At 62.5% G+C, this 12,385-nt stretch carries 10 protein-coding genes; 1 reads left to right on the top strand and 9 read right to left on the bottom strand.

Annotated elements, in window-relative coordinates; translation table 11 throughout:
* Window positions 1-388 precede the first annotated feature (388 nt).
* The 3 genes from ACOJUJ_RS10880 to ACOJUJ_RS10890 form a co-directional block, all read right to left on the bottom strand.
* Window positions 389-1,168, bottom strand: a complete 780-nt coding sequence (locus ACOJUJ_RS10880; protein ID WP_420126896.1) for a zinc-dependent peptidase — start codon at window positions 1,166-1,168, stop codon at window positions 389-391.
* A 139-nt stretch (window positions 1,169-1,307) separates the two neighbouring features.
* Window positions 1,308-2,783 (bottom strand): protein adenylyltransferase SelO, encoded by a 1,476-nt coding sequence (locus tag ACOJUJ_RS10885; RefSeq protein ID WP_420126897.1) that lies wholly within the window; start codon window positions 2,781-2,783, stop codon window positions 1,308-1,310.
* A 170-nt stretch (window positions 2,784-2,953) separates the two neighbouring features.
* Window positions 2,954-3,214 (bottom strand): hypothetical protein, encoded by a 261-nt coding sequence (locus tag ACOJUJ_RS10890; protein ID WP_420126898.1) that lies wholly within the window; start codon window positions 3,212-3,214, stop codon window positions 2,954-2,956.
* 202 nt (window positions 3,215-3,416) lie between these two features.
* Here ACOJUJ_RS10890 and ACOJUJ_RS10895 point away from each other — a divergent pair, with 202 nt between their 5' ends.
* A complete protein-coding gene (locus ACOJUJ_RS10895) occupies window positions 3,417-3,623 on the top strand; it encodes a hypothetical protein (RefSeq protein ID WP_420126899.1) in 207 nt (68 codons plus the stop codon).
* Window positions 3,624-3,716: 93 nt separating this feature from the next.
* Here the strand turns inward: ACOJUJ_RS10895 and ACOJUJ_RS10900 are convergent, their stop codons facing one another.
* The 6 genes from ACOJUJ_RS10900 to ACOJUJ_RS10925 form a co-directional block, all read right to left on the bottom strand.
* The gene (locus tag ACOJUJ_RS10900) at window positions 3,717-5,771 is read right to left on the bottom strand and encodes a hypothetical protein (protein ID WP_420126900.1); all 2,055 of its coding nucleotides are present in this window, start codon (window positions 5,769-5,771) and stop codon (window positions 3,717-3,719) included.
* Window positions 5,772-6,085: 314 nt separating this feature from the next.
* Complete coding sequence (locus ACOJUJ_RS10905; protein ID WP_420126901.1) at window positions 6,086-7,426, bottom strand: hypothetical protein; 1,341 nt, start codon at window positions 7,424-7,426, stop codon at window positions 6,086-6,088.
* Between the two features lie 370 nt (window positions 7,427-7,796).
* Window positions 7,797-8,243: a hypothetical protein gene (locus tag ACOJUJ_RS10910; RefSeq protein ID WP_420126902.1), complete on the bottom strand. Its 447-nt coding sequence runs from the start codon at window positions 8,241-8,243 to the stop codon at window positions 7,797-7,799.
* The gene (locus ACOJUJ_RS10915) at window positions 8,240-8,536 is read right to left on the bottom strand and encodes a DUF6602 domain-containing protein (protein ID WP_420126903.1); all 297 of its coding nucleotides are present in this window, start codon (window positions 8,534-8,536) and stop codon (window positions 8,240-8,242) included. Before ACOJUJ_RS10915 ends, ACOJUJ_RS10910 begins: the two co-directional genes overlap by 4 nt.
* Window positions 8,537-8,569: 33 nt before the next feature.
* Window positions 8,570-9,076: a hypothetical protein gene (locus ACOJUJ_RS10920; RefSeq protein ID WP_420126904.1), complete on the bottom strand. Its 507-nt coding sequence runs from the start codon at window positions 9,074-9,076 to the stop codon at window positions 8,570-8,572.
* Window positions 9,077-9,177: 101 nt separating this feature from the next.
* A complete protein-coding gene (locus ACOJUJ_RS10925) occupies window positions 9,178-12,051 on the bottom strand; it encodes an FAD-binding and (Fe-S)-binding domain-containing protein (protein WP_420126905.1) in 2,874 nt (957 codons plus the stop codon).
* Window positions 12,052-12,385 lie beyond the last annotated feature (334 nt).

Here is a 12,385-nt window from a genome sequence, read left to right on the forward strand (position 1 = left end):
GGTGCTAAACCATCCCCAGGCGTCGGCTTCCCGAGATGGTGTGGCGCAACCTCACCTGCTTCCAACGGAAGCACGCTGTCATCCGAGAGGAGAAACCTCAGTTGTTTCTCTAGAAGCACACTGTCATCCTGAGGGAGCGCACGCCGCAACTTTCATAACCACAGAAGCTTGCGCGCGACCGAAGGATCTTTGTCGGGTCGCGCGAGGGTCAGCCCTCGGGAGCCGTTCAAGGCTCCTGGTTCTGCAGGCAAGGTCCTTCGGTCGGCGCACCAGCGGTTGTGTGGATTGAAGTTTTGCGTGGCGCTCCCTCAGGAAATCAACTGCGCTGTTTCCGAATCCTGTCCCTTCGGATTTGGTCTCTTCCGGCCTCCGCCAGCGGAGATCCGGCTTACGCCGGCCTCATCCCCTCCGCCGGGTCCTGGCCGTAGTAGCGGGCGAGCTCATCGTACAGCTCGGGGTGGCGCGTGCGAAGCTGCACCGGGCGCTCGAAGAAGCATTCGCTGGCGACGGCAAAGAACTCGGCCTCGTTGGTGGCGCCGTACTTGTCCAGCAGCGTCTTGCGGCCGGTGCGCGCCGCCGTGCGCAGCGCCAGGTAGTGCTCGCTAAGCACCCGCGCCCACGGCGCGTAGAACGCCAGACGGTCCAGCTCCGGCGTGCCGTCTGCGGCGCCGTCTTCCTGGTCCAGCTGGTGCGCGAACTCGTGCAGGATCACGTTCTTGCCGTCGCGCGGGTCGGCGGCGCCCCGGCGGGCGCTGTTCCACGACAGCACCACCGCGCCGTGCCCCCACGACTCCCCCAGGTGCACCGCATCGTCCGCCCGCACCACCTCCCCCGTCCGCTCCTGCCGAGGCACCGTATACGCGGACGGATACACGATGATCGACTTGAGCGCGGGATAGTAGTCGTCATCGTCCAGGCGCAGCAGAAGGATGCACGCCTGCGCGGCGATGGTGACGCGTACCTCGTCCGTCATCTCCAGCCCGCCCGCGCCCTCGAAGTTCTTTTCGTTGATGAACACCAGCACCCGCCGCCGCAGCTCGTCCCGGTCCGCCTCCGAGAGCCGGGCGTACATCGGCACGTTGCGCTCGATGATCGCCAGCCACTCCGGCGGAAACGGCTGCGCGCGAATCTCCTCGCGGCGGCGCTTCTTCAGAAATCCAAACACCATGATCCAGGCTTCGGGTGGAGACGGCTGCGGAACTGTTGAGCACGCGTTGGTCGCATGGAATGATCTTGTCTCCGGGTCCGGCCCGGCGACAGGACGGCCCGACAGGCAATCACCCCACGACCACGGGACGGAAGGCGGTCTACGTGCCGCAGAAGGTCTGTAGCACCCGCTCCTGGGCCGCGGGCGGCCCCATGTACCGGGCAAAGGCCGGCTGGGAATCGTACGGCCTGGCCAGCACCGTCAGCAACTCATCGAACGGAGCGAAGTCGTCCCGGTCGACGGCCGCGCGGATCACCGCTTCCACGCGGTGGTTGCGCGGAATGAAGGCGGGGTTCACGGCGAGCATGGCCTCGCGGTGCGCGGCGGCATCGCCCGGCTCCTCCCGCAGCCGCTGCCGCCAGCGAGGCGCCCACGCGTCGTACGCGCCGGGGTCGGCGAACAGGCTCCGCACCGCCGCGGCTCCCTCCTCATCCGCCGCCGCCTCGCTCAGCCCGCGGAAGGTGAGGGTGAAGTCCGCGCCGTTCGCCGCCATGGCCTGCAGCAGATCATCCGCGAGCGCGGCGTCCCCTTCGCGCTCAGTGAAGAGGCCCAGCTTGCGCCGCAGCCCGCCCTGGTAGGCCTGGTGGAACGCCGGGGCGAATGCCTCCAGCGACTCGACGGCGTCCGCGGCCGCGGCGTCGTTGTCGTCCGCCAGGAGCGGGAGAAGGCACTCCGCCAGCCGCGTAAGGTTCCACTGGGCGATGGCCGGCTGGTTGGCGTAGGCGTAGCGTCCGTGTCGGTCGATGGAGCTGAACACCGCCTTGGGATCGTATTCGTCCAGAAAGGCGCACGGTCCGTAGTCGATGGTCTCGCCGGCGACCGACGTGTTGTCCGTGTTCATCACGCCATGGATGAAGCCGACCAGCAGCCACCGGGCGATGAGCTCGGCCTGGGCCCGGACCACGGCGTCGAGCAGCGCGCGGTACGGGCGCTCGGCATCGGCCGCGTGCGGGTAGTGCCGGGCGATGACGTGGTCCGCCAGCATGCGTACGCCCTCCACGTCGCCGCGGCTGGCGAAGAACTGAAAGGTGCCCACGCGGATGTGGCTGGATGCCACCCGCGTCAGCACCGCGCCGGGAAGCATCGTCTCCCGGATCACCCGTTCCCCGGTGGTCACCGCGGCCAGCGCGCGGGTGGTGGGGATGCCCAGCGCCTGCATGGCCTCGCTGACCACGTACTCGCGCAGCACCGGACCCAGCGCCGCCCGTCCGTCGCCGCCGCGCGAGAAGGGGGTGCGGCCCGCGCCCTTGAGCTGCACGTCGCGCCGGGTGCCGCCCCGGTCGATGACCTCACCCAGCAGGATGGCGCGGCCGTCGCCCAGCTGCGGAACGAAGCCGCCAAACTGGTGCCCGGCGTACGCGGTGGCGATGGGCGTAGCGGTGTCGGGGATGCGGTTGCCCGCCAGGACGGCCACGCCCTCCTCGCTGGCGAGCCAGTCCGGGTCGATGCCCAGCTCCGTCGCCAGCGGCGCGTTCACCCGGATCAGCCGTGGTGCCGCCACCGGCGTAGGCGCCACCCGTGCGAAGAACCGGTCCGGAAGCCGCGCGTATGCGCTGTCGAAAGCGGGTTGAGCCATGCAGGGAGCGCTGCGATTCGGGTGTCGGGGTTCACACTGCGTCGATGCTGTCGACGGTGCGAAGCTCCGGGTCACCCTCGCACAAGCCACGCCTTGCGAGAGGCAGCCTTCATCTGCCCCGCCCGCCCGAGGCGTTCACGTATAGGTATACGTGCGTATACGTATACGCCCTACGCCTGCTCGTCGGCTTCGTTCATCTGCTCGCGAAGCGCGAGGAGCCGGACGGCGAGATGCTGCAGTTCGTTCGCGCGGCGCATCAGTCCGTTCGCCAGCTGCTCAATGCTGTCGGCCTGCGGAGTGCGGGCGCCCACCACCCAGGCTTCTAGCGCGGCGCGGCTCAGTTCCGCATCACGCGCGAGCAGGGTGCGTGGAAGCTCGCTCTCCTGGATCACTTCTCGGACGATTTTCTGGATTCGATCCGGGCTGACCACACGCGTCTCCCTTCAATGGCGTAGGTCAGGATCGTTGACAGCAATCCGCCTACACATTAGATATACACCTAAAGCCGAAGGGCAGTCGCTCACCCCGCCAAGAGTTCGCGACTGCCCTTAGAATCCACCCGCCGCAAGGCAGATGGGATGTCTACACAATAGGCATCCTCCGCCGGAGGCGCAAGCAACCAGGAGCGATGCCATGAAGATGGAAGGAGCCTCCCCCGCGCGCCTGCTGGAGATGCTGTCGGACCGCTTTGGCGCGTTTGAGGCCATCGCCTACTCCACGATCAAGCTCGCGCGGCACGTCGGGGAGGATGAACTGTCGATGGATGTGCTCGTGGCGGAGGCGGTGCTGGAGTTTGGGGCGGATCTGCGTGAGGCGTGCGAGGCGGTTAGGAGTGGGTAAATAAGCAAAAGCCAATTGGCGCGTTTGCACAACTATTTCTCCCGCTCAAAGTGACGCGCCATCTCTAGGGACCGTGTGATGAGGAAGCCGCCGTTACGGTTTGGCAGTATCTCCCGCAGCGTGCGCCGACTGCTTAGAGAAGGTGCCAAATTCGGGCTGCCTGCTAACCGCCACGTTGAACCCCCAAAGTTTGCGGCGCATTCGCCCAAGAACGTTCGGTAGATGATGGTAGAAATCCATCCAACTCCGAAAGTGGTCAAGGAGGTGATCTACGCCTTCCGTACCGTTTATGGTTGCCGTGAAGTGGATGACTGCAACTAAGCCAAAGGATAAACGAGGCGAAGAAAACGGAAGGCAGATCGTGCATTCTTGTTGGGTTCCATGGATGACGAATGTTTGTGGTTGAGGTGCATCCCATTCGAATACCTTTGCGGCTCGCAGTAATGCGCCCACTTCCTTTTCAGACATCCCAAGGTAGAGATTATTTGTGCCACCGCGTGCGGTTAGAGTGAAGCCTTTCCTCGATTGATCCGGAACAATGCAGGCGATGCTCACGCGCGGCAGATCTCGGCCATGCTCGGCAAAAACTAACTGAATCAGCGGTTTGACATGGCTCTTCGCCACCAAGACATCAACTTCAGTATCAAAGAGGTATGAAGGAGTAACATGGTCGGTTTTATATTGCATCTCTGCAAGGACATACAAGAGCGTGCGAAAGCACTGATCTAACAGAACCAAGGGAATGGCTGTATTAAGACGTTTGGCTAATGCCACCGTTAGGAGCGTGTCTAACACGTCGCGAATGCGGCGCAGGAAAGTACGACTATCAAACGCTGGTACGGCCGACACATCCAGCATCTCAAGGAAAAAAACATACATCTGATCCGTCCATATAACGGTAGCACATTGAGAATCTCCCTCGATTAGGGAACGAACGAATAGATATTCTAAGATAGATCGGTGAGCAAAGCGAAATTGGTCAGCCGCATCTCTTGTTAGTAATGAGCGACCCGTTAATTGCCAGCGCTCAAGCGGAATATTCCAGTGTTGTGCTAATGCGAAAATTTCACGCGCAGGTGCTTGCTCCCCGCTCCGTTCCTCCCGTCGCGTGTATAGATCCACAGCGAGTTTCTTCGAGAACTCGAGTAAGGACGCAGAATCCTGCACGAGGGGCTTCTCGCGCTCTATCCACTGGCCTACAATTTCACTGTAGGCCTCAGCTAAACTAGTGATGTTTCGACCACCGTGCGTCAGATCATCAATGTATGCTAGTAACATCGGCCTAGCCGTTAGGTCGCGTACACGTTTTACAGCCGCGCGGGCGCGTTTCCTGGCCCCCCAGCGTGGAAAGGGATAACGCTTGCTGAGAAACGCAGATACCTGATCGTCTGAGAAAGGGCAGAGATAGAACTTTAGAAGCAGATACTCGGCGGTTTCTCCTAGGCCACGATGGTGTAAGCGAGCAATTCCAGTCTCCTTTGTGATTTCCTCGGCAGACAGAAAGAATTGTGAGCGACATGAGATTACAACTGCCCGAAACTCATGGGCAGATTCCATTAGGCTGTGAACGCGCCCAGTATGATCGGCAACGGCAGTAGGATCTTCGTCCAATGCATCTAGGAGGAGCACCGTAGTGGCTTTATTGGCGACTGACGCGATTCTCTCGTTAACCCCTTTGCTTCTAAGGGAAAATATCACTATCGGATGTGAATCTTTGCGTCTCGCATTATGTGCATAGTAGTTCAGGAGGGCGGTGGTTTTTCCCATTCCTGAATCAGCCAACAGGAGTAGAAACTGCTTCTCATGCGTGTCGTAGAGTGTGCGATCAAGCAATCGAAACAGCGGTTCTCTCGGTCCTAGATTGGCCCGATCCTTTTCACGACCAGCGGGGTCGATGGCACTTACTTCGTGTTCAACATAGTAGCGTAAAGCAGCTGTGACTGTCTCTGGGAGAAAATCTCCGACAGGAAGTTTCTCAGCAACTCGCTTCTGCTGCCGGCGCTCTCGCCATCGCGCTACCGCGTTGGTTATCACCCCACCGCCGAACAGAAGCGTCAGGATGGCCGCAGCCGCTTTGAGATCATCTCCAGTGGGTGGCCACAGCCCAGATGAGATCGAATCAGGAACTACGAGCAACTCTATAAACACGGCTATGTGGGGTTCTGGTGAACGCTCCAAGCCTGATTCTGCGGTAGGCGAGCATCACACACACAATATATCATCGGGTTAGACAATACCAACAATGGTGAAGTCCACCCCTCCACCCTTCGAAAGCACCAGGCACGTGGCTCCATGCCGACGAGCGCCTTCTGATGGCAGTGGCCGTGCACGATGGCGCGGCGCTCCAGTCGGCCGGGGCGGTAGTCGGGCAGGCTGGCCGGAACTCCTCCAGTGTCACCGAGGCGGCGGCGAGCGCCTGGGCCATCTTAGGCATCGCGGCGGGGGACGGATACAGGAAGTCCTTAATCTGTTTGCTCTGGATTAGACGGCGTGCCCGATTGGTCCGCGTGCAGGTCGTCCGGTTCTTGCGGCGGGAATAAGGTGTCCACCTCCCCCGCAAAGCGCTCACTATTCCGATATGGCAAAAAGAGAGGCCAAGTCAGCATTTGCTCACGGGTAAGTTCCCCGGCTGCAGCAGCGCGGGGAAGCAGCCGATAAAACCCCTCCTCATCCATTCGTACCGCAGCCAGGGCGAGTTGGAAGTCTAAGCTACATGCAGACCAATCGTAGCGGCCAAGTATAGCCTCAATTTCATTGTTGCGGCCCGAATCACGGAGCGCTATCGCATGGTTCACGCACACAATCCGCTTCTCAGCGTCACTCGCGAATGGGACACCGGCGGCATAGATTGCCAGTTGTTCGACGACGCGGTATTGCTCTTCTAATAAGTTGTCAAATGTCGCATTCATCATAAATTTATCGGCCGCTTCAGTCTCTTTTTTGTCCCACTTACGCCAGCATTGCTGTAGTAAGACCATTCCACAAACTTCAACCATGTCGAGCGCCTCACCCAAATATTCTTCTGTGATGCGGAGTTGGACACCATCTTTAGCGGCGAATCTCTCAAGAAGATCTGCACTTACATTTTGTCGGTATACACGGTTAACGGTACCTCTGTTATGGACGTAGAGGTTGCGCCGCTGTCCGATCTCCAAGAGCCCAAACCGAAACGGTTCTATCGGGGTTAGATCGATCTTGGGCCGCTTGGTAAAATAGGTAAGCTGTGCGTCGAGGCTTTCACGGAGAACAGCGTCTACTTCCTTTGAAACCAAGAACCGTTCAGCTTCTTCAACAGAGCCAATTTCTCGGAGTTCAGACAAGGACAGCGCGCGATCATCCGATGGGAGGGCACTGGGGAAACGGGCATAGTATTCGTGGATAAGATCAGCAATTAATGCCTCTAAATAGCTTACCAGCGAGATTAGCACACTCGTCCGGAGCAGGTCACTTTGTACCGGAGCTTCGCGCACAAGTTGCCTAGAGGCAGCGATAAGTTGCGCCACCTTCCCCTCATCGCTAGCAAGTGCATGAGCAATAGCATCATCTCGTTCCTGTTCTCGCGTCGTCGTCTCTGATTTGCCCTCTTGCTCCTTCGGACGATCTACCCCCACATCATTGGGAGTGTTACGCAAGTGTTCAGGTAATAAGGATTCGAAAGTGTCAACAAAGTTCTTCAATGTCAGACGATCGTGCTCAACTGCGACCGCCCCAATTCGATCGATGAAAATCCGGAGCGCGCTGAGGTTTCGGAGAAATGAGTGACCAATGGTTCTTATCCGATCGGTATTGTGATTTGCGGGCATTGGGATAGGCGGTTAGATAGGAATCATCACAAGGACTTGGGCGAAAAGAGCACCGTATTTGTTGAGAAGCAAATCGCGTGCGCAAACGGCTATTCTGCCTCCAGTAATAAGAAATTCACTGCAATGAAGATCGCCAGCGTACTCAGGGCCGTTCTGGTCGCGACGTGTCTGAATACTGTATGAGCAATCCAGTGCTAGCATGACGCTGCTAGCGTTCACCCCGCCATCGCCAGCAACTCGGCCGTGTGCAGCGAGCGACGGTTGTCGCAGAAGTCGGCGATCTAGTGGCGGCAGCTGAAGCCGGGGGTGACGACCGATGTCATCGGTCGCTGTCCCGCGCACGACGGGGAAGAGCACGCGTGACTGCCATTCACGCGTTGGCTTGGTTTTGCAGCCGTGCCTCACCAGTCCTGAACATCTCCTTCCCATCGCGCGGAAACCAAGCCCACAGATTACGCTTCACCGCATCCCCGACCACGCGTTCGAGGGCGTTGAAGATGAAGTAGCCGGATGCCATCTGCTCTACCGAGTACGAGTACCATCGGTTGAGCCGAGCGTTGGTAAACGGATCCTCGGGCCAAAAGCGTACAAACCTGGACCAGCCAGAGCAGAGGTGGTTCACGGCCCGCCGTCTAGTTCCGTTGGCAGCTTCCTGCAAAGCGGCGAACAGGTACTCGTTCCCATTCTCACCAAGTTCGTCTTCGTACGCGAAGAGACCGAGAAAAATGCGCTCGGCGCCGTCTGGCACCACCTCAGCATTGTTGGCCAGTTTTGTAAGCGCCTCCGTCACGTTCCCGCGCCGCAGGGTAGACTTCACGTCAATAATCGCTCGCACTGCATCGGGTGTAACGAAGACGAGATCACCGTTGGGTAAGAGGCATCGTACAATAGCACATCAATCTGGGTTGACGGACCACGCGGGCCTACTATGAATCCGCGCCCGACTCCAACGGTCGCCGGCAAGTGCCGACGGAGGACCGCCCGCAACACAGATTCCTTCCACTCGCCGTCTGTCAACCAGTGATGATCTTCGATCAAATAGCGGACGCGTCCCTTCAAAGCATCTAGTTCTTGGGACAGAGACCGATAGTAAATAGCTGCGTCCATCATCTTCCCTTAGTTTAGTCGGTTACTGAGGCACCCCTACACTGTGTTCGCCATAGCGAGCAGCTCCGCGGTGTGGAGGCTGCGGCGGTTGTCGCAGAAGTCGGCGATCTGGTGGCGGCAGCTGAAGCCGGGGGCGACGACCAGGTGATCAGGATGTGTCCCACGGACGCCGGCGGCAGATCCTGCCGGCGAGACATCGGCGGTTACGTCGGTGACCCGCAGCGTCTCCACGTACTGCGTCTTGCGCGATGTCTCAATCCAGAGATCCACCTGAGCCGCGCGCCGGCCGCCGTACACGCGGTAGTGGAGCTTGCTCACTGAGCTGGATCCATCCTGCTCGACACCACCACCTGAGAAGCGGATGGAATCGATCGGACCAGGGGGCAGCGCCCTCATCATCGCGGCGAACTCCGCTTCCGGATCCCGAACGCCCTCGAGTGTGGAGGGCTTCATCCGGTCCCGAACCCGCGGAAGCCCGCCGTCGTGCAGGTCGCCAATGAATTGCCGCGCAAACTGGTCGTCGCGATCGTAGATCCCGCCCATCTCTTCAGTATCGGTGCACGCGCAGAGGATCAGCGCCGCGACCCAAGCCAGTCCTCGCAACCGATGCACAAAGACCCGATCCTGGCGTGGGGCTGAGTCTCTCATCGCGCCATCGCCAGCAACTCGGCCGTGTGCAGGCTATGGCGGTTGTCGCAGAAGTCGGCGATCTGGTGGCGGCAGCTGAAGCCGGGAGCGACGACCAGGTCATCCGCCTTCGTCTCCCTCACCGCGGGGACGAGCACGCGCTCACCGCAGGCCTGGCTCACCTCGTAGTGGCCCTGCTCGTAGCCGAAGCTCCCCGCCATTCCGCAGCATCCGCTGTCCAGGATGGTGAAGTCCAGCCCCTCCACCTTGCTCAGCACCTGGCGCGTGGGCTCCATGCCGACGAGCGCCTTCTGGTGGCAGTGGCCGTGCACGATAGCGCGGCGCTCCAGGCGGCCGGGACGGTAGTCCGGCAGGCTGGCCAGGAACTCCTCCAGCGTCACCGAGGCGGCGGCGAGCGCCTTGGTCCGCCCGTCGCGCACCAGGTCCGGCAGCTCGTCGCGCAGGGTCAGGATGCAGCTGGGCTCGATGCCCACGATCCACGCGCCCGCCTCCACCTCGGGCGCCAGCGTGTCCAGCAGCGTGGTCTGCAGGTCGCGCGCGTGGTCCAGCAGGCCTTTCGACACGGCCGCGCGGCCGCAGCACACCTGCTTGCGCGGCAGCTTTACGGTAAAGCCTGCGCGCTCCAGCACGGTGACGGCGGCCTGCAGCGGGCCGGGACCAAAGAAGCCGTTGAAGGTGTCGTCGAACAGGATCACCGTCGGCTTCTCATAACCGGGCACCACGCGGCGCTTGCGGAACCAGCGGCGAAAGGGCTCGGGCGCGAACGACGGCATCTCGCGGCGAGGATCGATGCCGCCCGCCGCCTTGATGGCGCCGGAGAGCATCCGGTTGCCGAAGTTGGCGAAGCCGGGCGCGATGGAGGCCGCCTTGGCCACGTCGTGGATGCGCCCGAAGAACTGCGCCTTGCGGTCCACGCCGTGCTCGCGCTGGTGCTGGGCCAGGAACTCGGCCTTGTAGCGCGCCATGTCCACGCCCACGGGGCACTCCGTCTTGCACGCCTTGCACGCCAGGCACAGGTCCAGCGCCTCCAGCACCTCGTGGCTGCGCATCCCCGGCAGGTTGCCCTTCATGGCCTCGCGCAATGAGTTGGCGCGGCCGCGGGTGCTGTGCTGCTCCTCCAGCGTCACCATGAAGCTGGGGCACATGGTCCCCGCGTCCAGCTTGCGGCAGACGCCCATCCCGTTGCACTTCTCCACCGCGATGGCAAAGTCACCGCCGTCCTCCGTGTAGTCGAACCACGTCTGCGGGGGATGGGCGCGGTAGTCGTCGCCAAAGCGCAGATTCTCGCTCATCCGCTGCACGGGCGGCACGATCTTGCCCGGGTTCATGCGGTCCTCGGGATCGAACGCGTGCTTCACCCGGCGGTGCAGGTCCATGATTTCCGGGCCGAACATGATCGGCAGGAACTCGCTCCGCGCCAGTCCGTCGCCGTGCTCACCGCTTAGCGATCCGCCGAACTCCACCACCAGCTCCGCCACCTCGCCGGCGATGCGCTGCATGCGGTGGACGTCCTCGCCGCGCTTGAGGTTCAGGTCCACGCGGATGTGCAGGCATCCCTGGCCCGCGTGGCCAAAGAAGCCCAGCGACGTGCCGTTGCGGGAGACGATCTCCTCGAACCGCCGCGTGTAGTCGCCCAGCTTTTCCGGCGCGATGCCGGTGTCTTCCACAAACTCCTGCGGCTTGATGTCGCGATGCGCGGTCGTCCGATACAGCAGCCCCGTCGCCGCCTGCCGCAGCGCCCACGCCGCGTTCTGCTCCGTCGCGCTCACGAAGACTCCGGCGACGGGGTTCCCCGGCAGCGATGGCGCACGGCGGGCAAAGTCGTGCGCGCGCTCCGACACCTCGTCCGCCGTCTGCCCGCTGAACTCGCAGAACAGCACGCCCATGGCGTCCGCCGCCACCAGCGCCGCCGTCGCGCGAAAGTCGAACAGCTCGCGCGCGCCCTGCATCACCCGGCTGTCCACGATCTCCAGCGCGGAAAGGCCCGGCTCGGGGAGGATGAAGGGCGTGGCATCCATCGAGGTAAAGCGCTCGCGGAAGCTCAGCAGCACCAGCGCCCGGTGCGCTGGCACGGGCACCAGGTTCAGCTGCGCTTCGACGACAGTCGCCAGCGTCCCCTCGCTGCCGACGATCAGGTGCGCCAGGTTCAGCTCCGGCGCCTCGAGCATGGCGTCGAAGTTGTAGCCGCTCACCCGCCGCGGCACCTTGGGATAGCGGCTGATGATGCGCTCGCGCTCCGGCTCCAGCAGCGCCATCACCCGCCGCGCCAGCTCGCCCTCCACCCCCGCCATCGTCGGGATCCCGTTCCGGTCCACCGCCCCGAAGTGCGCGCTGGCCCCGTCGCCCAGGATGCAGTCCAGCGAGTGCACGTGATCGCCCGTCTTGCCGTAGACCAGCGAGCGCGCGCCGCACGAGTTGTTGCCGATCATCCCGCCCAGGCAGCACTGGCGGATGGTCGCAGGGTCCGGCCCAAACGTCAGCCCGTGCTTTCCGGCGGCGCGGTTCAGCCGGTCCAGCCGCAGCCCGGGCTGCACCTTCGCGATGCGGCGATCCGGATCGATCGACAGCACCTGGTTCATGTACTTGCCAAAATCCAGCACCAGCGCGGGCCCCACCGTCTGCCCCGCCAGCCCCGTCCCGCCACCGCGCGGAAGGACGGGGACGCCGTGCTCCGCCGCCAGCCGCGTCGCGTGGGCCACGTCCTGCGCGTCGCGGGGGATGACGACGCCCACGGGGAGGATCTGGTACAGCGACGCGTCGGTGCTGTAGAGCAGGCGCGACTTGGCGTCGAAGCGCACCTCGCCACGGATGCGGTCCTTGAGGGCGCGCTCCAGGCGGGCTCCCTTTGCGTCGGGCTGAATGACGAGCATGTGCCGTGGCTGCCGGTTGCGTGCGGCGCGGGATCGATGCGGACGATGCCGCGCCCGTGCGCCGGGAATTTCGGGAAGATACGATGCGGAGGGTTGCCCGGCACGCGGCGGGCCACGAGGGAACGCACCGCCTGATTGTCTCCGGCTGGATCACGGAAACCGGAGAGTTTTACGGCGTCGCGCTGCGCGCGGACCCCTCACCCCCGGCCCCTCTCCCGCAAACTGCGCGGGAGAGGGGTGACGCGAAATTCCGGCTGCGGAGCGTCGGAGCGGGCGGCGCTTGGACGTGCATCGAACTGGCGTCGGCGGTGTGCCCCTCCCCCGGCCCCTCCCC

The sequence above is a fragment of the Longimicrobium sp. genome, assembly GCF_048594345.1.
Lineage (GTDB): Bacteria > Gemmatimonadota > Gemmatimonadetes > Longimicrobiales > Longimicrobiaceae > Longimicrobium.